Annotated in this window: 15 protein-coding genes; 12 read left to right on the top strand and 3 right to left on the bottom strand. The window is 42.5% G+C overall.

What is annotated here, in order from left to right:
- The first annotated feature begins 4 nt into the window (after nucleotides 1-4).
- The 11 genes from LDO37_RS08380 to LDO37_RS08330 all read left to right on the top strand — a co-directional run bounded on the left by LDO37_RS08380 (nucleotide 5) and on the right by LDO37_RS08330 (nucleotide 14,738).
- Nucleotides 5-2,278 carry a response regulator gene (locus LDO37_RS08380; RefSeq protein WP_126609732.1) on the top strand — a complete coding sequence of 758 codons (2,274 nt, stop codon included), beginning with the start codon at nucleotides 5-7 and terminating at the stop codon, nucleotides 2,276-2,278.
- Between the two features lie 181 nt (nucleotides 2,279-2,459).
- Complete coding sequence (locus LDO37_RS08375) at nucleotides 2,460-3,983, top strand: sigma-54-dependent transcriptional regulator (RefSeq protein ID WP_126609731.1); 1,524 nt, start codon at nucleotides 2,460-2,462, stop codon at nucleotides 3,981-3,983.
- Nucleotides 3,967-4,986, top strand: coding sequence for a glycosyltransferase family 4 protein (locus tag LDO37_RS08370; RefSeq protein ID WP_126609730.1), 1,020 nt, complete (start codon nucleotides 3,967-3,969; stop codon nucleotides 4,984-4,986). Before LDO37_RS08375 ends, LDO37_RS08370 begins: the two co-directional genes overlap by 17 nt.
- A 176-nt stretch (nucleotides 4,987-5,162) precedes the next feature.
- Nucleotides 5,163-6,380 (top strand): glycosyltransferase family 4 protein, encoded by a 1,218-nt coding sequence (locus LDO37_RS08365; RefSeq protein ID WP_126609729.1) that lies wholly within the window; start codon nucleotides 5,163-5,165, stop codon nucleotides 6,378-6,380.
- A complete protein-coding gene (locus tag LDO37_RS08360; protein ID WP_126609728.1) occupies nucleotides 6,377-7,495 on the top strand; it encodes a hypothetical protein in 1,119 nt (372 codons plus the stop codon). The genes LDO37_RS08365 and LDO37_RS08360 overlap by 4 nt, the downstream gene beginning before the upstream one ends.
- Nucleotides 7,496-8,109: 614 nt before the next feature.
- Nucleotides 8,110-8,853 (top strand): acyltransferase, encoded by a 744-nt coding sequence (locus LDO37_RS08355; protein WP_126609674.1) that lies wholly within the window; start codon nucleotides 8,110-8,112, stop codon nucleotides 8,851-8,853.
- Nucleotides 8,843-9,958, top strand: a complete 1,116-nt coding sequence (locus LDO37_RS08350) for a glycosyltransferase (protein ID WP_126609673.1) — start codon at nucleotides 8,843-8,845, stop codon at nucleotides 9,956-9,958. The genes LDO37_RS08355 and LDO37_RS08350 overlap by 11 nt, the downstream gene beginning before the upstream one ends.
- Nucleotides 9,955-11,454 (top strand): GumC family protein, encoded by a 1,500-nt coding sequence (locus tag LDO37_RS08345; protein ID WP_126609672.1) that lies wholly within the window; start codon nucleotides 9,955-9,957, stop codon nucleotides 11,452-11,454. The genes LDO37_RS08350 and LDO37_RS08345 overlap by 4 nt, the downstream gene beginning before the upstream one ends.
- Before the next feature lie 356 nt (nucleotides 11,455-11,810).
- Complete coding sequence (locus LDO37_RS08340) at nucleotides 11,811-12,890, top strand: glycosyltransferase (protein WP_126609671.1); 1,080 nt, start codon at nucleotides 11,811-11,813, stop codon at nucleotides 12,888-12,890.
- Entirely contained in the window at nucleotides 12,890-14,065 is a 1,176-nt protein-coding gene (locus tag LDO37_RS08335) for a glycosyltransferase family 2 protein (protein ID WP_126609670.1), read from the top strand. The genes LDO37_RS08340 and LDO37_RS08335 overlap by 1 nt, the downstream gene beginning before the upstream one ends.
- Before the next feature lie 7 nt (nucleotides 14,066-14,072).
- Nucleotides 14,073-14,738, top strand: coding sequence for a sugar transferase (locus tag LDO37_RS08330; protein ID WP_399481096.1), 666 nt, complete (start codon nucleotides 14,073-14,075; stop codon nucleotides 14,736-14,738).
- Between the two features lie 87 nt (nucleotides 14,739-14,825).
- Here LDO37_RS08330 and LDO37_RS08325 read toward each other — a convergent pair whose 3' ends face one another.
- The 3 genes from LDO37_RS08325 to LDO37_RS08315 form a co-directional block, all read right to left on the bottom strand.
- Entirely contained in the window at nucleotides 14,826-16,829 is a 2,004-nt protein-coding gene (locus LDO37_RS08325; protein ID WP_126609669.1) for an EAL domain-containing protein, read from the bottom strand.
- Between the two features lie 198 nt (nucleotides 16,830-17,027).
- On the bottom strand, nucleotides 17,028-17,765 hold the full coding sequence (locus LDO37_RS08320) for a response regulator (protein ID WP_126609668.1): 738 nt from the start codon (nucleotides 17,763-17,765) through the stop codon (nucleotides 17,028-17,030).
- A gap of 71 nt (nucleotides 17,766-17,836) precedes the next feature.
- Nucleotides 17,837-22,411: a PAS domain S-box protein gene (locus LDO37_RS08315; RefSeq protein WP_224055408.1), complete on the bottom strand. Its 4,575-nt coding sequence runs from the start codon at nucleotides 22,409-22,411 to the stop codon at nucleotides 17,837-17,839.
- Between the two features lie 405 nt (nucleotides 22,412-22,816).
- Between LDO37_RS08315 and LDO37_RS08310 the strand changes: the two genes are divergently transcribed.
- The gene (locus LDO37_RS08310; protein WP_126610001.1) at nucleotides 22,817-24,556 is read left to right on the top strand and encodes a methyl-accepting chemotaxis protein; all 1,740 of its coding nucleotides are present in this window, start codon (nucleotides 22,817-22,819) and stop codon (nucleotides 24,554-24,556) included.
- Nucleotides 24,557-24,588 lie beyond the last annotated feature (32 nt).

The following is a 24,588-nucleotide window of genomic DNA, read 5'->3' as shown; positions in this document are numbered from 1 at the left end:
AGAAATGAGTCTTAGATTGAAAACCATTTTAGGCATAGCTGGCATTGAAATTGTGATGCTGATGACACTTGTCTTAAGTTCAGTAAAATTCTTATCCGATTCCAATGAACAACAGCTGCTACAGCGTGCGGACACCATGTTATCCATGTTCGCAGGTGCAACAAAAGAAGCCGTCATCTCCTCAGATTTACAAACACTGAATGTTTTGGTCAAAGACATCTTAGAAGTAAAAGACCTTTGCTACGTTCGGATATATAACGCTCAAGGTCGTCTGCTTGTTGAGGGAGGGGAAGAAAACTTATTAGGGCATTTTGCTGCAATGGATACAGGGTTATCTTCTTCGAAAGATGGGGTTTTTGATAGGGCCACATCTATCACCACAGGGGCAATGCGCCATGGTCATATCGAAATGGGGTTCGCAACAAAAGGCATTAATGGCATGCTTTCAAATGCCAAACGGTGGATACTCAGTATCGCGACAATTGAAGTCGCATTAGTCACTTTATTTTCCCTTATTTTGGGCTCCTATCTCACTCGTAATTTGTACAAAATAAAACAAGCCGCCCTTTTAATGACGCAAGAAGGTCCGGGGGTTCAAGTGGCTATCGCCGAAGGAGACGAAATCGGCGACTTAGCAAAAGCGTTCAACTCCATGTCGCAAAAACTGGCTGATAAACAGAAAGAGCTAGAGGTTGCACGTAAACAAGCCGAAACTGCAAGTGAAGCAAAAAGTCGCTTTCTTGCTTCAATGAGCCATGAAATTCGCACACCAATGAACGGGGTTTTAGGCTTACTAGGAATATTGGAGCAAACCCCTTTGCAAAACGATCAAAAGGAACTGGTTCATACAGCTTCCGATTCTGGTCAGCTTTTGCTCTCCATTATCAACGATATTCTCGATTTTTCTAAAATGGAAACCAGCACGCTTCTACTTGAACCTGTTGCATTCAACCTAACCGAAAGCCTCCATCAATCGATGGATTTCTTTAAACCTCAAGCTCACGAAAAAGGAATCTATCTCGAGTTATCGGTTAGCCCAAATGTCCCCGACTTCGTATACGGCGATGTATATCGATTTAAGCAAGTTTTACTTAACTTGATTGGAAACGCAGTCAAATTTACTGAGCATGGTGGAGTAGATGTCCAGGTTTACTCAGAGCGGCATGAAGGAAGAATCGAACTTAAATGCTCAGTTAAAGACAGCGGAATAGGCATTCCAGACCAGCACATACCTCATCTTTTTGACGAGTTTACCATGGTCGATCAGACCTTTGCCCGCCACTATGAAGGGTCAGGGCTTGGTTTAGCGATAACCCAACGACTCTTGCATTTGATGGAAGGGAAAATTGAAGTTCAGAGCGTAGAAGGTATCGGTAGCGAATTTCGCTTCAATGCGTGGTTTGACCAATCCAATCAAAACGAAGTAGAGCAACACTATCACCAACAGCCTGAGGTTGACACAGACCTTTCCAGTGCGCATTTACTGGTGGTTGAAGACAACAGCGCCAACCAAATGGTGATAAAGAATACGTTGCAGTACGCTGGCATCACACCTGATATTGCAAATAACGGACGTGAAGCGATAGAGGCTGTAAAGCAAGCGCATTACGATCTGATCTTGATGGACATATCTATGCCAGAGATGGACGGCATGACAGCCACTAAGCACATACGCGCACTCTCTGAGGAATATTCCAACATTCCTATTATTGCCCTAACGGCTCATGCCCTATCAGGGGATCGAGAGCGATTTATTGAATCTGGGATGTCGGACCACCTTCCGAAACCTTTTAATCGCTCAACTTTATTATCTTGTCTAAGCTTACATTTAAGAAAAAAAATGTCAGAGGGCAATATGGAAAACGGCTCACAAGAAAGAAAACAAGATATCGAGCAGATTACCGCATTTGAACATGAAGATGACAACATCGCGTTAGTCGATGAGTCTGTCATTCAACAGATAATCTACGATACCGACGCAAGTGTATTACCTGAGCTTATCGAGTTCTATTTGCAAGAATCTAAAGAACGAGTAGCAAATCTTATGGATGCAGCAAACTCTAAAGATCAGGAAGCGTTGGAGTTTGAATCCCATACCCTTGGAAGCAGCTCAGTTACGTTAGGAAATCTAAGACTTTCAAAACACGCGCGAAAAATCGAATTGTTGTGTGTGCAAAATAAAATGGAAGAAGCATTAGAATGCGCTGCCGCATTACCTGATGTTGCAGAGCTTTCTTTTGCAGCATTACGCGAAAGGAATTCCCGTGGCTTTGAATAGCGCATTGGGCTATCGAACTTATTGAAAAGCATAGGATTAACTTTGCAGAATCATGCAATGTCTGCTTAACTCAATATTAAACAAATATAACAACGTTCAATTGCTTACTTGGATCAGTTAACTCTAAGTATTCGACGTCCGTGGAATTAGAACCATGTACACGCATGGGAGATGTAAGACTATGAATCAACCAAACGTTCTTTTAGTCGAAGATTCAACTTCTTTAGCTATCCTTTACAAACAATACGTAAAGAGCGAGCCCTATGATTTCTTTCACGTCGCTACAGGTGCTGAAGCAAAAGAGTTTATTGAGAAGACCCCACCTCAATTAGTAATCTTGGATCTTAAGTTACCCGATATGACGGGGCAAGATGTGCTGGCGTGGATACGTGAGAACCAAATATCCACCTCGGTCATCATTGCCACGGCTCATGGTTCCGTTAATGTTGCTGTGGATTTGATGAGAATTGGTGCTGATGATTTTTTGGAAAAACCCATTAATGCTGATCGCCTAAAAGCCTCGATTAAAAATCATTTAAAGCGTAATAAGCTTGAAAATTTGGTGGAAGATTTGCAATCCACTCTTGATAGAAAGCGCTATCAAGGTTTTATCGGCTCGTCATTACCCATGCAAGCCGTGTATAAAATCATTGATTCAGTTGCCCCTACCACTGCTAGTGTGTTCGTTTGCGGAGAAAGTGGAACCGGTAAGGAAGTGTGTGCCGAGGCGATTCACAACCAGAGCAATCGGAAAGACAAACCATTTATCGCGCTAAATTGTGGCGCCATACCTCGAGATTTAGTTGAAAGCGAAATTTTTGGGCACATGAAAGGCGCATTTACTGGGGCAGCCACAGATCGAAAAGGAGCTGCTTCCCTCGCAAGCGGTGGTACGTTATTTCTTGATGAGCTTTGCGAAATGGAATTGGACATGCAGAAAAAGCTGCTGCGATTTCTGCAAACAGGCCGTTTTACTCCCCTTGGAGGAACCAAAGAACTCCAAGTTGATGTACGCATCATTTGCGCGACCAACCGTGATCCGCTGAAAGAAGTGTACGAGGGTCGGTTCAGGGAAGATTTGTATTATCGAGTAAACGTGGTGCCAATCAACCTTCCTCCCCTTAGAGATCGAGACACGGACATCATCGACATTGCAAAATTCTTTTTGCGTAAGTACGCGAGACAAGACAAGAAAAAGTTCACCAGCTTTAAACGAGATACGGAACTCACGCTGTGTAATTACGACTGGCCAGGTAATGTTAGGCAGCTGCAAAATATTATTCGCAATATTGTGGTTCTTAACGACGATGTACAAGTTTCGGTGGATCATCTCCCGCCACCATTGAATTCATCGCCGTCAGGTCTTGGTAAAGCTCAAAGCATGAATATGTCGGCAACCATGGCGAATAAGCCTATGCCGGCTACACCAGATCCGATTTATACCCCAACCACAGCGCACACGTCACATTCGCAACCCGAACCGAATGACCATGAGACAGCAGCACTAAGCTCTGCGTCCCATCAAGCCATAGAAAAAGACAATATGAAAATACGACCAATGGCTGAAATTGAGCGTGAGGTTATCCAAAATGCCATCGAATACTGTGATGGTAATGTGTTAAATGCAGCGGTCTTACTCGAATTGAGCCCATCGACCCTTTACCGAAAAAAACAAGCATGGGAAACCCATGAAGAAGAGGAATGATGCACTTCGTGTATGGCTTGTTCTAGATTCACAGAGCTTCGGTGGCATTGAGTCTCATATTGTCCAATTATCACTTGGACTGATCTCCTTGGGGTGTAAGGCTGAAGTTGTTTTTGTAAAAAAATACAACTCAGCCCACCCAATGCTTCCTAAACTGAACGATCTCAGTATCCCCTACCGCTTCTTGTCCGGAAGCCCGATAGACTTGTTCAAACAAATTAAAAAAGAGAAACCTGATGCCATTCATACGCATGGCTACAAGGCATCTCTCTACGCTCGGTTAGTTCGTCCTTTTATTTCGCCTCCGATTATTAGCACAATGCATGCGGGTGAAATAGGTTCTGGAAAACTTAAGATCTATTTGTGGTTAGAACGCAATACCCATTTTTTAAGCCATCATTGTTTTGCCGTAAGTTCGAAAATAGCGGATCGAGTGAAAACCCCTATCCCCATCATCAAAAACTTCATCAACATAGAACAATCCAAATTCAGCAACGGTGAACAGATCGCTTTTGTAGGCAGATTGAGCGAAGAAAAAGCACCAGATAGGTTCCTAGAAATGGCATCCAATGACCTCAATCATCAGTATCACGTTTATGGTGATGGCCCTATGATGCAAATGCTCAGTGCAACCGCTTCGGAGAATGTGGTTTTTCATGGTCAGCAAGCAGATATGTCTGGCGTGTGGCAAAATATTGGCTTATTGGTCATTCCCTCGCATTACGAAGGCTTACCAATGGTTGCATTAGAAGCGATGTCTCGAAGCATTCCTGTTGTGTCAACGCCTGTTGGAGACCTCCCCAAGCTTATCCAAAATGGTGTAAATGGATGGGTCAATGACTATTCGCTGTTGCCAGCGGCAATCGCACAATGGCAATCGATGCCACAGGTCAAAAAAATGGCGTTCAAAAAAATGGCGCGACGAGCTATAGAAAATAGCTATTCGGCTCAAGCAGTTATCCCCTCATTGTTGCAAATTTATCATCAGCGCATTCAGGATTAGCATTTTGGGAATCGATTTTCAAAATGCTAATGCACCTTTGCAATAATAGGAAACAAAGAGCACATCAACTTTTCACATCAATATAAATCAATAAGATATATCAAAAACCCAAACTGGCACATCTATTGCTGTTACTCATTACAAGCCATTTAAGAAATGGATCGTAGGGAGGCAATATGATGGCAACAACAAATATTTTGCTTGTTCAGCATGACAATGAAAACCCAAACGAGATCGAAAATCGTCTTAGGGTGATATTTTCTGGTCTGAATACGAAAGCATTTACCATCACATTGTGGCATCGCCTAAATACAGATTTAGAAAACGGCTTACAGAGCGAATTTCCTGCGGTTAAGTTTTACTCTTCTTCGACACGCAGCTCTGAATCTTTGGCGGGTTGGTATCAAAAATACCAGGTTGGAAAAAGAATTGTACGCAGTGAAGAAATCTCGTTAATTCACTGCCTAGATATCCAGTGCTGTCAGTGGATGAACTGGGTTTCTAATCATTGCGATGTGCCCATAATCGCGGACATAGGGTTTGAGTTCGCAGAAGCGCACTCATTACCTTTGGGTATTAGACTGATGCCCAAACTTATTGCACCTAGCAATAACATTTCCAATACTCTCAAAGCATTTGGGTATCCGAGCGAACAGTTGGAGGTTATCCCAAATCCTGTTGCGCTTACTAGTGTTAAATCGAGCACGGCGAGAGTCCTTAATTTAAAAGAACACTTTAATATTGGTGAAGATGACTACATTTTGATCAATTCAGAGCCGTTAGAGATTTCAAGCGGAATTGATTCACTGATACAAGCCCTCTCTATCATTCGCGTAGACCAACCCAATATTCACTTAGTTTTGTTGGGGCAAGGAGAGGACCGATGCGAGCTAGAACAACAAGCCATGCTTTTGAACATTAAAGAATTTGTTCATTTTGTCTATAGCCCCGACGACCATACCCCTTATTTACAGCAAGCTGATGTTTACATTAGTGGCGCGCGAAAAGAAGGCGCAAGAACTCATATCCTTGCAGCTGGCAAAAACCGATTACCGACGATCGCTCCTATGATAGGCAGCAACCCAGAATTGATTCGTCAAGGTATGACAGGCTTTCTGGCACTCGCCCATTCGCATGTTTCACTCAGCGAAGCCATTGAAATGATCACAGCTGATTCAGACCGCTTATCTTGCTTTTCAGAACAAGCTCACTTTTTAGCACAACGATTATCCGATCCAAGACGCTATTGTGCGTCACTTGCGTCGGTATACGTGCAAGAAATAGAAACACACTACGAAACCAATGATTCTGCCCATTTATCTCCTCTTTTAAATAATTTGGGCTACATAACTAAGTTGCTAACGGGTGGTAAAGCAACGGGAGGTTCACTATGAACAATACATCTCACATACTGGTTGTCTCCCCTAACGAGCAAGGCATAAGTGCAAAAAATCTTACCCAAGATGTACTTAGTCAGCTGAAAGGAGACGATACAAAGATTACAGTGATGGCACCCGACCATTCCAAGATCGAAGGCTACAATACAGTCTCGATGGGCAAAGAAAATATGGCTGCCAATGTTCATGCGATTTCTCGTTGGTACCGCGCCTTTCTGTTTTGTTGTTATGTGCTTTACGCAAGAATAAAGTTTGGTGAGATCTCGAGTGTTTTACTGACTGCTCAGCCAAGCCACAGCTCCCCTGTTTATTGGCTTCGTAACCTGCTCAAATATCAAGTCGTTCAGATTGTATGTCAGTCCGTCAGTTGGACACCAAAAAATGGTGCCAGTCTCGTTAAAGCAGACCGAGTGTTTTATTTACAGAGCATGCGAGAATCCATGCTTGAAGCCATTGCATGTCAATGGCAACATTGCCCAAATACGACTGCCCACCAGCAGGCGCAAGATGTTATCCAGAGTGAAAGGTTCACCCCCTTCAAACTTGGTTACGTGCATGTCGATCAAGCACTAGAAAGCGACGCTGAGCACTCTCAAGTCTATTGCGAAACGCAGACCAAAAATTTATCTCATTTACTTGATGCATTAGCGCACACCGAGCAAAGTGCTCGCCCGACTATTCAACTCAAGCAGTCTGGCGCCAATGAAAACCGAAACACCGACCTAAAACATCAATCCGATCATTTGGGTTGCTATAAAATTGAAGGATCGATTCCTTGGTCACCTGGGCATGTTTATCTCGCATTACCAGAAAACCCAGATAACGAAAGGCAGATTCTCAAAGCGTTAAGTTCAGGAATGTGTGTGATTTTACCGGCAGATGGGTCGTTCTGGGACTTGGCGTTATCTAACCAAGTCAACTGCTTAAAGTACAAGCCTTACGACACGTCATCGTTAAAAGAGAAGTTAGAACTGATTGTAAATGCACCGTCTTCTTTGCTTCAAATATCCAAGGCTGGCGCGCACATCGCGAATGGATACCGTGCAGACCAGTGCTATAACAGCATTATTTCGGCTCTAACTAACCGTTCAATTACTGAGCAGCACGACTAACCTCTCTTCTGTCCAAGCCACATAATCAATAGAAAAGCACTACCGAACATCAATCGGTAGTGCTTTTTCCGTTCAATAAATCCAGCCGTAACTTGCTGGAATCATACTGCGTTTAGGAACGATTTCGTCTCTGCTGTAAAAGGCGGATAGCGACATGTGAGTAGAGCATGAAATTTTATCTAGAAAGGTATGGTCTATAATTATGAATAACGTGTATACAAAATAGATTATCTTCGTACACAAACAAAAAGGCTTTTAACCCTAGGCATGTAAAATGCAGACATAACTAAATTGGCTCTTCGTTATCTCATATCGAGAAAATAGACACATCGAAGAGGTGAATTGTTAGGCAAATTGAACATTGAAGTTATCTTCTTTCTCAATTTGCATAAAGCCAAGATTTAGGAGGCGTTATGTTACCTAATCAACAACCGAAAAAACCGACAAAACAGAAACCCACAACAAGAAAAGACTCATCTAAAACGCGTGTCAAATTGAGAATCCCAATGTCATTGACATAAAAGCAAACTTAAGCCGCTGTATTTTATATAAAATAATTCTGGCACAATCATTGAAAGAGCATAGTCATCGCTTCTGCATAAACAGGACAGACTATGCTCTCATTAAAACTACAGACTCTAAAAAATTGGCTAAAGCATAGCAATACACCTACCGCACGTTTTCTATTTCGCGTTATCAAAAGAGTAATCCACTTCGAGTTTTCCTTCCCAAAAGTGGTGAACAGAGGGATCTATTTTTCCTATCAGTTATTCTCTTCAGCATTCTCCGCTATCACACGAGTTGTTTTTAATACTCCGGCATTCAAAGGTCGTTTGAGCCAATGTGGTAAGAACTTGTATTTGTACGGTGGCATTCCATTTGTTTCTGGACCTATATCGATTTCTGTCGGTGACAATACAAGAATATCGGGGCATACCACATTTTCAGGGCGCACTTTGAGCGAAAACCCGACGCTGCTTATTGGCAATAATGTTGACGTTGGCTGGCAAACCACAATAGCCGTCGGCACGACTATAATATTAGGAAACAATGTTCGAATTGCAGGAAGAGCATTTCTATGTGGCTATCCGGGTCACCCAATAGAAGCGAGCGCAAGAGCCAAAGGGCTACCCTGCCTAGATGAGCAATGTGGCGACATTATATTAGAAGACGACGTTTGGTTGGCGACCGGAGTATCCATAATGAAAGGTGTCACAATAGGGAAAAGAACCATTGTTGCAGCGAATAGTGTTGTAACCCATGACTTACCATCGGATGTATTAGCCGCAGGCAATCCAGCAAAAATCATCCGACGTTTAACCCCTGAATGCATACAGGAGGTGCGTGATGCCTCGTGATTTAATTGTATTTGGAGAAGATTGGGGCGGGCTACCCTCCAGTACCCAACATTTGGTTAATCGCCTTAGTAAAAACCGTAAAGTGCTGTGGGTAAACTCTATTGGGCTACGTAAACCTCGCCTTACCGCCCACGACATTAAACGAGCGTGGAACAAAATTTGCGTTTCGAAAGCGAAGCTCCCTGCGCGACTTCAAAACCAAGCGGAGTTTCCAGTGATTACTTTGAAAACGCTTCCGGCTCCGAGTTCTCATCTTGGTCGACACCTAGCGCAAAAATGGATGCGCTCACAATTACTTCCTATTCTCGACCACTACGGAATGAAAGATCCGATTCTTTGGACTTCCCTACCTACGGCAGCGGACCTTTGCGGCACTTTGGGTGAATCTTCCGTTGTGTACTACTGCGGCGATGATTTTGGTGCCCTATCAGGCGTCGATCACGAATGCATTTTGCAACACGAATCTAAGTTGGTGGAGAAAGCCGACCTCATATTGACGGTAAGCCACCACTTAATGCACAAATTTCCCCATGAAAAAACACAATATCTACCACACGGTGTCGATTTCACCTTGTTTTCAAATCACGCAGAACGTGCAGCAGATCTCCCTAAAGATGGCAAGCCCATTGCTGGCTTTTATGGCAGCCTTTCGAAATGGCTAGATTACGACATGCTAGATCAAACCATGCGCTCACTACCAGAATGGAACTTTGTGTTCATTGGTCAGTTGGAGTTATCAACCAACCCACTACCTAACTTGCCCAATGTTCATTGGCTCGGTCCAAGACCGCATCATACCTTGCCTTCATACAGTCAACACTGGCAAGCGAGCCTTCTTCCTTTTATTGATAACGAACAAATCCGTGCATGTAATCCACTAAAGTTACTGGAATACATCGCAGCCGGGAAACCCATCGTCACAACAGACTTTCCAGCTTTAGAACCCTTTAAGCAGTTTGTTCAATGCGTAAGTAATGCTCATGAACTCAGCTCTGCGATTGAAAACAGCCAATTTGCGGTCAATACATCTCAGGTTCAAGCCGCAGCAAGGCATTCGTGGGATAGCCGTGCAAAAGACTTAGAAACCTGGCTGGAGGCACTATGATGACGATTGGTCAGCGCGTATTGATCATATTGATGGGTGCGTGGCGTAGGCGCTACGTAATTGCCGTCCCTGTGGTACTTTTTCCTATTATCGGCTTTATCATCGGTAAAACCACACCAAGGTATTATGATTCGCACACCAGTATGTTGATTCAAGAAACCGCCAAAATGAATCCATTCTTGGAGGATCTCGCGGTTTCTACCATGCTCAAAGATCGTTTAGACGCACTAAAAACACTGCTACACAGCCGCCACATTCTTGCTTCTGTTGCAAAAGAGCGAGGTCTTATCTCTGAAAATCCAACACCAGCAGAATTGGATTATGTTATTGGTGAGCTATCTTCAAGTTTAAAGGTAACCAAGCTAGGGCGTGATTTACTGAAAATTGAATACCGCTCTTCGACTTCTGAAGGTATGGCAGAAACATTAGAAGCCGTAAGTGTCCACTTTGTTGAGCAACTTCTGGCTCCAGAGCGCTCATCTATGGTCGACTCGCAAAACTTCTTAGCCACCAATATTAAATATCGCCAAGAAGAATTGGATAAAGCCGAAGCCAACCTTGCTGACTTCAAAAGCAAAAACGGTTCGTTACTGCCAGAGATGCAGCTGGAAGCTTTAGGTAGACTCGCGAAACTTAAGCAACGATTGTTTGAAAGACAAGCAGAATACGCTGGTGCAAAGAAAACACTGGGCAGCTTGGATGTTCAATTGTCTAAGACCAACCCTGTTGTGGGAAAAATTGAAGAACAGATCATTCGCATTCGAAGTGATTTAACCTTACTGAGAGCCAAATACACCGATTCCCACAGTAAAGTTCAAGCGAAGATTCGTAATCTAAGACGATTGGAAGTGGAGCGAAACATTCTCTTAGAACAAACCCAACCGACCTTAGACAGCGCGCAGCTTTGGGATATCGCGAGCTCTTCATCACTAGAAAACCATGGGGAGAATCAGCCAGTACTGATTTCACAGCTTGGAGATTTGCAAAAAGCACGTTCCAATGTAGACAGCTTAAGTGAAGAAATAAAAACAATTCAGATCATGATTTCAGAGCTAGAAGTATTGACGTCAAGCTTTGGCGAAAATGAAAAACAACTGTTGAATTTGCAACGAGATCTTGCGTTAAAAAGACAACTGTATGACAACCTAATGGAGCGATTCGAAATGGCTCGCCTCACCAGTTCACTTGGTGTTTTTGAGCAAGAAAAGCGTGTAAAAGTCATCGATAGACCATACACACCAAGTGCACCTTCCAACTTGCCACCTATTGTATTTCTCATCGCTGGAATAATTGGAGGGCTTGGTATGGGCGCAGGTATTGCTCTGATACTCGAGCTTACCGACACAGCCATTCGCCGCCGAGATGAAGTTGAAAAGATCACAGGAAAGCCGGTGTTAACTCGAGTACCTAAAATGAAAAACACGAACGACGAAGTATTGAATTTGGGTTCTGAAACTCAAGAAGTACCCTTCATTGACATTAAACCTGTAAGGTGATTCGTCGCTGTCTTAAACCGGAACGCTATATCTCTTAAACAGGAAAGCTATTTCACTTAAACCAGAAAAGCTATCCCACTTAAACCAGAAAAAATCGAAAGCGACCCTTAGCTAAAATCAGATCACAACAAGCCCGTTCCTGACGGGCTTTTTTTCAAACAACTTCTACCACACCGCCTCTCCCGTCATAAGCCATATACAATTTTAATAGTGAGCCTCTCAAACCGACTATCAAAATGAGAAACCTAAACATCTCAATACAAGATTTCACATATATCATTGTTAAATAACAACTTTAATCTTGGCACGAGTTTCGCTATGTAGTGAATAAGATACTTGGATTTGAGAGTGGATAGATGAAAACAATCGTACACGTTGTTCAGCATTTAAGACCTGGGGGAATCGAAGTCATGGTTCTCGATATGCTGCGATTTGCGGATAAAGCCAACAAAGTGTTTGTCGTTAGCCTTGAGGGTTCAAAAGAAAATTCACTCCGAGCTTGGCCTCGGCTAAAAGACCACGAAAGTCAGCTATTTTTCCTCAACAAACACCCCGGTTTGAAGCCAAAACTGTTGATGACAATGAGGAACTTACTTTCCACGCTCAAAGCCGATGTTGTACATAGCCATCACATTGGCCCTCTACTTTACGGTAATGTCGCAGCACGAATAGCAAACGTACCAATCCGCATTCATACCGAGCATGATGCATGGCATTTAGACAATGACGTCGATGTTCGCCTAGAAAAACTCGCATGTTACTTATCTCAGCCTAAATTGGTTGCGGATGCGGACTTTGTAAAAGAAAAGCTTGCCAACGTACTTGAAGATATTCCCGTCGAAACAATTCATAACGGAATCGACTGCGAGCGCTTCGTACCCGGTGACACTAACATTGCCCGCGAGCGTTTGAACTTACCGATAGATAAAAAAATCATTGGTTGTTCCGGTCGAATGGAATGGGTAAAAGGTCAAGATACATTACTCTATGCCCTAAAAGGCTTGCCATCGAATGTGGTGTTGGCTATTGCTGGCCATGGTACACAGCGCTCTTCACTTGAAGCACTGACTAAGAAACTGAATTTAGAGGAACGGGTATTTTTCCTTGGTTTCACCGACGACATGGTGAGCTTTTATCAAGCGCTTGATTTGTATTGCCTTCCTTCTCGCAATGAAGGGTTTCCTCTTTCCACTCTAGAAGCTCAATCATGTAACGTTCGGTGCGTTGCAACCGACGTAGGTGGTGTTAAAGAAGCCATTTGCCCAGAGTCCGGGACACTAGTGACACCAGACAACTCATCCTTAATGAATGAAGCATTGAGCAGCGTACTGAATGGTGAAAATTCGTGCACACCGAGAAATTACATCGTTAAAAACTACGACATTAGAAATATGACCTCTGCCTATGAAAAGCTTTGTAATAAAGGAGAAAAGTAATGGAGTTATTCCTAATCTCTACAACGGTTATTTGCATATTTTTGGTGGTTTATCATCACGTAGGATATCCGCTATTTTTAAGCATAATTGCCAAGCGAGTGAAACCAGCAGAATTCTTGTCCCAACAACGCTGTTTTCGAGCTGAGCATGCGGACATAGACCTCCCAACTGTAACTCTGATTATTCCCGCCTACAACGAACAAGACTGGATTGCCGAGAAAATTAGAAATGTGTGCTGTTTGGACTACCCACCAAGCCAATTAAAAGTGTGGATTGCGTGTGATGGCTGTACAGACCAAACAGCTGAAATCGCATTCAATACCATTCAAGAAGCAATATGCGAAGAGGTCCACATTGAAATCTTTGACTTTCAAATTAACCAGGGAAAAGTCGCGATGGTCAATAAAATGGTGGAAAAAGCCGACAGTGACATTGTTGCCTTAAGCGATGTATCCAGCTTGATTTCATGTGATGCCCTACTGATTGCCGCCAAACATTTCGAGTCTCCATCCGTTGGCGTTGTGAACCCAAAATATCAGATTATTTCTGGCGACCATGCTGAACAACAATATTGGCATTACCAAGGAGCGATAAAGCAAAGTGAATGCTTATTAGGCTCAGTTCTTGGAGCGCACGGAGCCTTTTATATGTTTAGGAGAGAGTTATTTGAGGAACTCGAATTCGATACCATTAATGATGATTTCATCATACCTATGCGCATTGTAAAGCGTGGCTATAAAGGTGTTTACGAACCTCAGATGATGGCATTAGAACTCGAGCAAGTCTCTATGCAGCAAGATTTTAAACGCCGATTAAGAATATCTGCAGGCAACTTACAACAAACCCTTCGCTTGTTTGCCATGCTGAATCCAAAACACAAAGGCGTCGCTTTTGCCTTCTTTTCCGGAAAAGGGCTGCGTGTCACCATGCCTTATTTGATGATGTTTGCTCTAGCAGGTTCCATTTTACTGAGTGAACACCCCCTATTTATGACCGCTGCTGCTTTACAAATTGCTGGTTACACTATCGCTCTTTTTGCTTGCCTGCTACCGAGAGTGTTCACCTATAAACATTTCAAAACCCTTGCTTACGTCATTTCAGGGCATGTCGCCAGCTTCATTGGTGGGATGCGGTATCTGCTTGGGTTAGAAAAAGGTCAATGGGAACGAATTTAGGAGACGGATGATGGATATTATGACTTTTAATTCAACACTTTCAAATACAAGAGCAAAACGTATACTTCTCGCAAAACGTTTGTTTGATCTGGCGTGTGCATTTTTGGGCGCATGTGCGACTCTCCCTTTGTATCCTATTATCGCTATCGCAATAAAACTGGATTCAAAGGGACCAATATTTTACGGGCAAGAGCGTGTTGGTAAGATCACGCAGTCAGGTATTTCTAAATTTATGATGGTCAAGTTTCGCACCATGTACACAGATGCAGAATCCAAAACAGGTGCAACTTGGGCCAAAGACAACGACCCGAGAATTACACGAGTTGGCATGTTCTTAAGGAAAACGCGTTTGGACGAGATCCCTCAATTTTGGAACGTCTTAAAGGGAGATATGTCGTTAATCGGTCCTCGCCCTGAGCGCCCTTGCTTCTACGGTAAATTAGAATCTCAAATCCCATTTTTCTCTGATCGCACATATGGCGTGCTACCCGGAATCACAGGGCTTGCACAAGTTAACCAAGGTTATGATACCTGCATAGAAGATGTGCGTTCGAAGGTTGGGTACGATCATAGTTACGCGCTCGCGCTCATGTCATTTTCAAGCTGGATTAAGATGGACTTGGAAATCATCAAGAAAACCATTTTGGTTGTGGTTTGCGCACGTGGTCGATAATTTTATTATTTTAACTCCACTAATCTCTACAAAAGCTCAATTTACCCAAGGTTCGTTGAGCTTTTTTAACGACATTTTCGCACTGGATTAGTTTGTCATAGTGAAGTGCTGTGCTGACACATGCGCTGATGCTTCTTCATCAGAAAAATAGAGCTCTAGCTCTTCAATATTAATCGCACGAGAGAAATAATACCCTTGTAAAACATCAACGTTACAGCTTCGAACAAAATCCAACTCTTCGTCTGTTTCTATACCTTCTGACACCACGGTAAACCCCAGACGCTTTAAGGTAGATACGACAGACCGGTAAAGCTCTTTTCCTTTAACATTATTAGCCTGTTTTAAGAAAATACGATCCAACTTAATCACATCAGCATCTAGTGCACCAAGCATCGATAAGCTTGAATACCCCGTACCAAAATCATCAATGGCGACCTTAAACCCAGCCTCCCGCAATATTCCTACGCTTTCACTGACTAATTCCACATGCTGGGAATAAATGGATTCGGTAATTTCAAACAAAACAGGATAGCCAGACAGCTGCTTAATGACCTCAGAGATGAATTTCTTATCACTCAGAGAATCAACATTGAGGTTCAAACTGATCTTTAAGTCGAAATTTTTAAACACTGGCTGGTTCTTTACGTCATTTTCGACCGCATCCACTACCCACTTATCAATGTATTCTCCAATTTTTGCATTTTCAAAATGCTGAATAAAATCAGGGGAATTGGGTCTGTGCTCGCTTTCCAAACGCAGTAGAGACTCTACACCAACCATCTTGAGTGTTTTGGAGTCAAACTGAGGCTGGTAATACATTTTCAGTTCACCCGCCAATATTTCCTTTAAGCTCTGATTCAACTTATCTTGCTGAGCCACCAACTCATCATGCATTCCCATGAAGGTAACTTCTTTTTGAACGGGCACGGCATAACTGAACCGCAGCTTTCGAATTAAGGTGTTAAGCAAGCTGTCGTTACTGGTATTCGTGTATTTTCGTACAAATGGCATATAAATCAGCACACCCATACCGACGGTTACGATCTGCAACAGTAATGCCTTCACGTTGCCACCTGTCACCAAATACGAATCGAGTAGTGAAGGCGTTACCCATTCAATACTGTCTCGCACCACCGTAATATCTAATGCCGATACCCACATTTGGGCAAACAGGTGGTTGGCAAGTGGCACTAATACAAATGGTATGGCTAAAATTGGGTTGAAAATAATCGGTAATCCGAAAACCAATAATTCGTTTACATTAATTATCGCAAAAGGAATGGAAAGCTTGGCGAGCGTTCTTGCGTATTTCATATTAGAAAATAATAATATAGAAATAATTAACGACCACGTACTTCCCGCTCCGCCATAAATAACAAACACATCGAAAAACATACTAAACGACATATTTGTCACATAGATCTCTGAAACAAAAGAGGAATCAAAAAAGGTGTAATACGCGGCTGCACCGTGTATTCCTGATAGCCAGGTAATGTGGATAATTATCGTATGCAAATAAGCTTGAATCCCCGTAGGCCACTGAGCAATCATGTCCACAAGTGCTTGGAATGTATACTGACCAAATAAATAGTACAGAGCTCCTATCCCAATAAAAACAACGAGGTGCGGCATCATCCCGTTTATCGCACCTTCTAAAACAGGGTTAACGACTCTAGTGTGTATCAGCTTGTATTTCACATAGCGATTCACAAGGAAATACCCTAAACAAACCATAACGGGCACAAATACCGCATCGTCGAGAACAAACGCGTCCGAGAGAATCAGCCCGTTTTCGGTCTTCGTAATGTAGCCTGAAAAGATGAGAAACATCGTTAAAGCAAGGGAAGTGACTAGCAAGCGCTCATCAAAGAAATGAAAAGAAAGGTGATAAGCGAGTGTACATGTAAGTAAAACGGGGAATATTTTTCCAAGCAAAATATCTATCGTTGCAATGTCTTCATAGAGAATCAGCTCATAATTATTGTTTACAACAATAAATACAATCCAAGCTGAACGGAAAAACAAATAAGGGATCAGTGAGACCATCGCCGCTCTAAATGAGCTTAAAATGATTTGAAATATGGCTTTCATTTCAATATTCGCCTGATTTATACATAATCTGTATGCATATATGCAAGTTCATTAACCACATATTAAAAGTGGCTACCACAACGCTATGTGCAGATTATAGAGTAAAGCGTGCGCAATACCGTTCTTATTTTAGAGAATAAAATAAGAAATTCAAAACCAAGTTAAATAAACACGAACAATTACTGGAATTAGCTTAATTTATGAAACTTTTGTGACATCTTCTTCGGGCAGTTCCACTTTTAGCTGATCTATGTTGATGATGGCGCTGAGTTCGTGAATTCGATTGATCAGCCTTTCGTTCAATACCACCCCATCCGCTATTAAGCGTGAACCGTTTGCAGCACAGATATCTTGCTTTAAACGCATACCTACTTCCAGATCACTTAATTTGAAAATCAACCTTTCATTAATACCTAACGTTGGCTTTTCAGGCTCTTTATTCACTGGCTTAATTTCAGGCTGAATAGCAGCGTCTTCAGTCATGCAATCAAAATCGGAATCAACTTGATGATATTCATGTTCATGAAAGAGTTGGGCAGATTCGCTAAACGCTGCCAATATCTTTTCTTTCGCCATATCGAGAGTAATAGGCTTAACAAGAAATGAGTTAATATCGAGGTTCATGCACGCACGCAGCACTTCTGTATTGGAGTAGGATGTCACAGCGATTATGCGCGTGGACTTATCGTTGCAAGTGTTGCCCGTTCGAACTTCTTTTAACAATTCAATTCCGTTCATTTCAGGCATGTTGATATCGGTAATAATGATATCAACTTTATGCATATCCAGTTTTTGAATCGCAATTTTACCATTTGGGGCAGTGAGGATATTTTCTACTCCGAGCCTAAGCAGCATAGAAAGAGTCGCCTTTCGGGAGAAATCATGATCTTCGACGATCATAACCGTTATTTTGGAGAATATTTCTGACGCTTTCATGGTGTTTTCCTTCCCAGCTTTTTAACGTTGTTTTTCAATCTTCAATCCCTAGCTTTAGTAACCAATTCAAGCTATATAATTTTTTCTTTTTCTAAGTATTTTTGAATGTCCGTTACTTTTGTAACACTTTGTTGGTAAACGTTTTCTAAGTATCCCCAATCTTGTTTTAAAGCCTCATTTTGCAAAGTTAGAAATGATTCAGCCAGCCGTTCAGCACCCGCTGAATTCGCTGCACCTTTAGCAGCATGAGCTATGCTTTGTATCTGGCTTTCGTCCTTATTGGTTAGCGCACTTTCCAATGCGTTCATGTCTTCTTGCAGCGAATCCCAATACCCTTGTAAAAGAGGTGCTAAGACATCCAACTCAGCAGTACCAAGAATGGCTTCAAGCCGCTCAAAATTGATGGCACTTGACTCTTCTAGCTCTGGTATTTGCAAATCGTGCTTAAACGGCGCATCAACATTAACGTGGTGGTCGGTATGCTCATTCTCATCGTTCTTATCGTTTTCACTGTTTGATTCGACTGACGCGTCCAGCCACTTATCTAATATTTTCCCTAAAGTATTTAGCTCCACAGGTTTCGAAAGATAATCGTCCATCCCCGCTTGAATACAGTGCTCTGCCGAGCCAACTAACGCGTTGGCGGTAATCGCAATGACCGGCGTTCTCTGCTGTGCATCTTGTTCGTTCTCTATTTTTCGTATTTCTTTCGTGAGTTCAAAGCCATCCATTATTGGCATGTGGCAGTCTGTCAGTACGAGCCCGTAGCGCCCCTTACTCCACATGTTCAACCCTGCTAAACCGTCCTCAGCCATGTCACACACATAACCTAACCGATTTAATTGCCTTTCTATTACGTCACGATTGGTGGGCTGATCTTCCGCTACCAATATAAGCCTGCCATCTTTCTCAGCCTGCTCTTTGGTAGGTAAATCTTTAGTCGCTCTTAATTTTTGTTTGTTCTCAACGATAGGGCTGCGTTTGCCCATTAAGATCGCAATACCCATTTCTAGTTCACTCGGTTTTAATGGATGCGCACCGGATACCATCGTATTGGAAGCGACAAACCCTTTACTTGAAGAGGAATCCTCGGACAACAACAGAGTTTTCGCTTTACCATCAAGCAACTTCCCTATATTCCCTTCATACACTTTATCGATGTCTTTCGAGGAATATTCAGGACCGGCAATCATGATATTGAAGCCTTTTTCTTCATGAGTAAGCACCATTTCGGCTTTCGCAAATGAAGAAACAGAAACCACCTCGCAACCAACAGACTCAAGATTGTATTTCACTACTTCACTGAGCTCTGGTGAACGCAAGACCGACAAAATTCTCGCTTCGGAGTAAGGGATGTCATCCTGCTCCATTCTGAAGTTGAGGTCATAAACGCAGGGTATCGTCATGATGAAACAACTGCCCTCACCCACCTGGCTTTCAACCCGAATACGCCCGCCCATCATTTCAATCAGTGATTTTGTGATGGACAAGCCTAGCCCAGTTCCTCCGTATACACGGGTGGTCGATGTGTCTGCTTGGGTAAATGCTGAAAACAACTTATCTATTTGTGATTGCGACATGCCAATACCGTTGTCTTGTACACGGATTTCGATTTCGTCTCGACCGTCATTAGAAACGGGCTCTGACATTATCCAAACTTGCCCTTGGTAATGTTCGTCTCCACTCGTAAACTTCACTGCGTTGCCAACAACATTGAGCAACACCTGCCCCAATCGAACTCCGTCGCTCATTATGTATTGAGGAATACGGGAATCGTGTTTTAACAATAGGGATATATTCTTCTTCTGAGCTTGTAAGAACAACACATCTGCTGTGCGCTCCATGACTACGTGGAATTCAACGGGTATGTTTTCCACTTGCATTTGTCCTGCTTCAATTTTAGAGAAATCTAAAATGTCATTAATGATGTTTAAAAGTGTCATTGAAGAATCGCGAATCGTTGTTGCCATGGTGCTTTGTTCAGGTGTTAACGCCGTTTCACTTAGTAAATTGATCATCCCCACCACACCGTTCATTGGTGTTCTAATTTCGTGGCTCATGTTGGCAAGGAACATCGATTTGGCTTCATTAGCGGCTGTGGCCGTTTCACTTTCACGTCTTAACAAGTCTTGCGCTGTTTTTTCTTTGGTTATGTCTATATTGACCCCACCCATTCCAATGGCTTTGCCAGAGCTTTCGTCAAACACAACATCCGCAGCGGCTTTGATCCACCTAACGTCACCATTCCTCCATTGAATACGAAACTCAGAGCTGAAACGCGATAACGTATCTTTTGCTTTCATCAACTCTTCTTCTGCGCGAGAAGCATCCTCTTCCAACACTCGCACTTTCCACATATCATAAGTATCCGTGGCGTTTTCTCTGTCCACGTCATACATCAGATACATGCGGTCATCCCAATCGAGTTCTCCGTTTCTAAAGTCCCAATTCCAAATACCAATTTCCCCAGCCTCGGTGGCTAGATTCAAACGTCTAACCAAATCTTGTAGGCTTCTTTTACTTAGTTTAAGCTCCGACTCCGCATGTTTTCGCTCACTGATGTCTCTCAGAGTTCCCAAATAATAAGCTTCGCCATTTGCCGCTACTTGCGTAATCGACATTTCCAATGGGACAAGCTCCCCTTCTTTGGTTTGCCCTATGACCTCATCACTTTCTTTCCCTTTTTCTGACGAATCCATCTCAATTGAGTGAGTCAGTAAGTTGATGCCTTTTTGTTCAAAACCTTCTGCAAGTAAAATGTCAAATGGTTTACCTAACAGCTCCTCTCGCGTCCAACCAAACAGTTTTCTAGCCGAATCATTAATATCCAAAATAGTTTCATCCAACTTGAAGATAATTAAGCTATCAACAGCGGACTTAAATACTGCCTTCATACGGCTTTCACTGTCTTCGAGTTCTAAGGTTGTTTGAGCAATCAAATCCTGCAGCATTCGATTCGCTTCTTGGGCGTCCTCTTTTGCTTTATGTAGCTCGGTAACGTCTGTTTGGATGCCGATAAAATGGGTTAACACCCCTTCATCGGAGTAGACAGGGTCAACATGTAAGTGGCATTGAAATATTGATTCATCTTTGCGTTGATTTTGAATATAGACATTGCAAGAACGTCCTTCGGACAGAGCACTTTTAAGCTCGGTTAACCCTGGCTGTTCGTGATCGGGACCATGTAGAAACCGGGGGTTTCGACCAATAACTTCCTCACTGGTATACCCCGTCATTGCCAAGAACGCGTGATTGACATAAACAATAGGCAGGTCGCGGTCCTCAGCATCACACACCATCATTCCAGATTTTGCAGCCCGAATCGCTCGGCGCTGTAAATCCAGCTCTTGCTGCTGGTCTAATGTTTTCTTAACCAACTTTTCACGCTCTTGAAGCCGACTTTTAAATATGTCTACCGCCTTAATGATTTCCCCGACTTCGTCGTTTCGACGATATTTGGGTAACGGCGTAGAAAAGTCGTTACGTGACAACTGAGAGAATATGTTCGCCAACTGTTTAAGTGGGGAGCTTACACGGTAGAACATGTACAAGCCCGTTGCTGTCAATACGGCGACAATCATAATTGAGATCAACCACAGCTTCGTTTTGAGTTGGGCCGCTTCCACGAACGCTGATTCTGGAGGGACTTGAATGTAGACCTGCCAATTTAAACCTGGAAAGTCATAAGCACCTAAGCTACTTGCGCGCAATCTTAGCAGCACTTCACCACCCTTTTGGTTAACCAATGAAATGCCTGACGTAGAGTCTCGATAAATCGAGGATTGAGTGCGATAGTGATCGTTGATATTTTGCCCTTTCAATTCCGAGTTTTCTCGAAAGTAATCCATGGCTTGATTGTCTTTCGACCGCATGTCGATAAGGACATCGTCTTTTTGATCGACAAGCAGTAGTTGAACATTGCTGTAGCCTTTCATTAGCAGCGATAAGTGGTATTCGAGAAAGATCTCTTCTAGGAACTTAAAATCTAATACGTTTACCCAAACCCCAGTCACCTCGCCAATGTCATTTTTTATTGCCGTCGCAAACATCATATCGAATTGCTCTTCACGCACGCTCTGTTGACCAAAGAGAGACGAATGGGGCCCATATACCACGGTGCCTAATTCCGGAAAGGCCGGATTTGGTGACAAAGGTTTTAAGTAGGATTCATTCAACACATTGTTGAACCACTGCTTTAGCAGTACCTTTTCCGATTTCGATTCTATTGGCTTTATTTCCTCTCCGAAGACATCCATTCGATTTTGGGCAACGAGATCACCTTGGGTTGTAAAAACCAAAATGTGGCTATAAACCTTATATTCGGTAATGAGCTTATCGAGGTATTCTTCTAAGTTTTTGTTTAGAGAACTGTTTTTGTTTGGAGAGCTGTTTTTGTTTGGAGAGCTGTTTTTGTTAGAAAAGCTGGAGGAAAGCCTTGCATTTAAAGCAAAAGCTCGTGCATCGTGAAACCTTTCAAATAAGTTACGATCGATCTTTTCTATCAATTCTTTTGCAACATCCTGCATTTCATCTTGAACTTTATTTTCCAGTTCATGCGTTGCATTCCACGTAACGTAATAAAGAACTGAAAACAGTAATGTCGTAACAGCGATCAGTAGTGTTATATTTTTAACTTTGATTTTCATACCTAGCCTAAACCCGTTTGGTTAATTGGCTACAATACGCAAACTTCTCTTATTAACTGCACCGCGAACGTTTTATCTTTTTGTTATTACAATATTATTTAAGATTTAATTGTCGCTATTGCGTATTAAGCGCCCACTCTAACACTTACAATTATAGCTCACCTTGTTGATTCGCCACTCAATCTTCGGTTTTAGTAGCTGGTGGTTATTGTCGAGTTTAAAAATATGTGCTTATCAATCACCCTTCTTGGAAAAAGCTCATTTTTATTTATATAAAGCTCAATTTTGAATCTTTGTTGCGTATTGATTGCACATTGACAGCGGTCTGCTTAACATGTGGCGCGTATCATTAGCTCCTCGCTATGTGGTTGCTTTCTTCAGTACACTTTTAGGGATGTAAAGTGCATGAAAAACCTATCTTTTAAAAACAAGATCATCGCTCTAATTACCATCATTGTTTCTATTACAATTCTGACTTCTTACGTCAGTGTTAATTACTTCATCAGCCAATACATTAATGATTCGGATACACGAAACATCAGCCACAACATCGAATTGGTTAAGAAGAAACTGAGTACCGATCTGCAACGACAAGTGAATTTAGCGAAAAGCCTAAACTTCAGCATGATGGATATTGCAGAGACCAAGGAAAACTCCGGTTTCTATAAAGTCGTTAAAATCGTAAACGACTACGCATTTGATGACTCAGGCATAATGGAAGAAGACGCTTCTCAAGAATTTATTAACGCCGCGTCTTCGCAAACAGAAACGCCTGCTATCAGTGACGTAACAGTCACAAATGGCAAACCCCTTCTAACCATTTCAATGCGTCGTTCAGACGACTCTGTCGACTTCTTTGTAATCGATTTGAGTGAAATGTCATCCATTGTTGCCGACTACGCAATTAGTGGTAGTTACATCGAACTGATTTCTCAAAATGGCACTGTTATCTACTCAAATAAGCAAGGTGACAATCTAATGCCGTTTAACAAGCGAGTCTCTTTGGGTGAAAAGAGCTGGCAGCTAAATGGTTACATCGACTTAGATTTAATTGAGAAAAATACGTCTTCGTTGAACTGGTTGATCACGATGGCTTTAATCATCTGTGCCGTTGTTATTATCGGGATAAGTGTTGCCCTGCTGCATATCGCATTTAAGCCTTTGCAAAACTTGAAAAGCGTTGTTGCCGATTTATCTAAAGGAAGTGGTGACTTAACTCAACGCTTGGATGTCGTTTCTCAAGACGAAATCGGCCAAATATCTCACTCAATTAACTTGTTCATTGAAAAGCTTCAGAAGATGTTTGTCGAGGTTTCTCAATCCAGCCACAGTATTGATACTGCTGTCTCTCAAATAAACAGCCAAACTGAATCGAACTTACAAACGCTGAACAACCACAATATTGAAACCGAACAGGCGATCACGGCAATAAATGAAATGAGCGCTACCGCTGAATCCATTGCACAAAATGCCTCTGATGCAGCAAAGTTAACCGAGCACACCTCTGCAAATGCTGAAGAATCAAAAGAAATTGTTTCTCAGGCGGTAAACAGCGTTTCAGCGCTGGTTGATGAAGTAAGCAGCATGTCTCAGTCTATCGGGACGATGAGCGCGGACACAAAACAGATCAGCACCGTGCTGCAAGTGATTGGTGAAATTGCTGAACAAACGAACTTGCTTGCCTTAAATGCGGCAATAGAAGCAGCCCGTGCAGGTGAGCAAGGCAGAGGATTTGCGGTCGTAGCCGACGAAGTAAGAGCCCTAGCCGCGCGAACGCAAGACAGTACCTCTCAAATAAATGAAATGTTGAGTAAGTTACGAAATGCCACCGACAATGTGGTTTCAGCAATGGAGTCTACACGCAATAGTTGTGAGAACACAGCTGAGAATACCAATAAGGTTATGGATTCTCTTAACCAAGTGACCGATTCTGTCATTGAAATAAATGAATTGAATGCACTGATGGCAACCTCTGCGGATCAGCAAAGTCAGGTTACAGAAGAAGTGAATAGAAATATGGTCGCAATTCAGCAGATCGTACATCAACTGAACGACAACGCTTCTCAAGCCAATACCGTGAACCAGGCCCTTGATTCAACATCTAGCGGTTTAAATAAGGTTGTCGGACGCTTTAAAGTTCAGTAATTTATGTAAAGTATCAACTTAGGCAGCGAGTC

This window comes from Vibrio penaeicida, from assembly GCF_019977755.1.
Classification (GTDB): Bacteria; Pseudomonadota; Gammaproteobacteria; order Enterobacterales; family Vibrionaceae; genus Vibrio; species Vibrio penaeicida.
This window is presented reverse-complemented; position numbering and strand designations above follow the sequence as displayed.

Excerpts from the sequence above, each read along its gene's own strand:
- LDO37_RS08345 (WP_126609672.1), top strand. The coding sequence starts at position 9,955 with ATGATGACGATTGGTCAGCGCGTATTGATCATATTGATGGGTGCGTGG.
- LDO37_RS08315 (WP_224055408.1), bottom strand. The coding sequence starts at position 22,411 with ATGAAAATCAAAGTTAAAAATATAACACTACTGATCGCTGTTACGACA.
- LDO37_RS08370 (WP_126609730.1), top strand. The coding sequence starts at position 3,967 with ATGAAGAAGAGGAATGATGCACTTCGTGTATGGCTTGTTCTAGATTCA.
- LDO37_RS08355 (WP_126609674.1), top strand. The coding sequence starts at position 8,110 with ATGCTCTCATTAAAACTACAGACTCTAAAAAATTGGCTAAAGCATAGC.
- LDO37_RS08320 (WP_126609668.1), bottom strand. The coding sequence starts at position 17,765 with ATGAAAGCGTCAGAAATATTCTCCAAAATAACGGTTATGATCGTCGAA.
- LDO37_RS08310 (WP_126610001.1), top strand. The coding sequence starts at position 22,817 with ATGAAAAACCTATCTTTTAAAAACAAGATCATCGCTCTAATTACCATC.
- LDO37_RS08360 (WP_126609728.1), top strand. The coding sequence starts at position 6,377 with ATGAACAATACATCTCACATACTGGTTGTCTCCCCTAACGAGCAAGGC.
- LDO37_RS08330 (WP_399481096.1), top strand. The coding sequence starts at position 14,073 with ATGATGGATATTATGACTTTTAATTCAACACTTTCAAATACAAGAGCA.
- LDO37_RS08365 (WP_126609729.1), top strand. The coding sequence starts at position 5,163 with ATGATGGCAACAACAAATATTTTGCTTGTTCAGCATGACAATGAAAAC.
- LDO37_RS08340 (WP_126609671.1), top strand. The coding sequence starts at position 11,811 with ATGAAAACAATCGTACACGTTGTTCAGCATTTAAGACCTGGGGGAATC.
- LDO37_RS08350 (WP_126609673.1), top strand. The coding sequence starts at position 8,843 with ATGCCTCGTGATTTAATTGTATTTGGAGAAGATTGGGGCGGGCTACCC.
- LDO37_RS08335 (WP_126609670.1), top strand. The coding sequence starts at position 12,890 with ATGGAGTTATTCCTAATCTCTACAACGGTTATTTGCATATTTTTGGTG.
- LDO37_RS08375 (WP_126609731.1), top strand. The coding sequence starts at position 2,460 with ATGAATCAACCAAACGTTCTTTTAGTCGAAGATTCAACTTCTTTAGCT.
- LDO37_RS08380 (WP_126609732.1), top strand. The coding sequence starts at position 5 with ATGAGTCTTAGATTGAAAACCATTTTAGGCATAGCTGGCATTGAAATT.
- LDO37_RS08325 (WP_126609669.1), bottom strand. The coding sequence starts at position 16,829 with ATGAAAGCCATATTTCAAATCATTTTAAGCTCATTTAGAGCGGCGATG.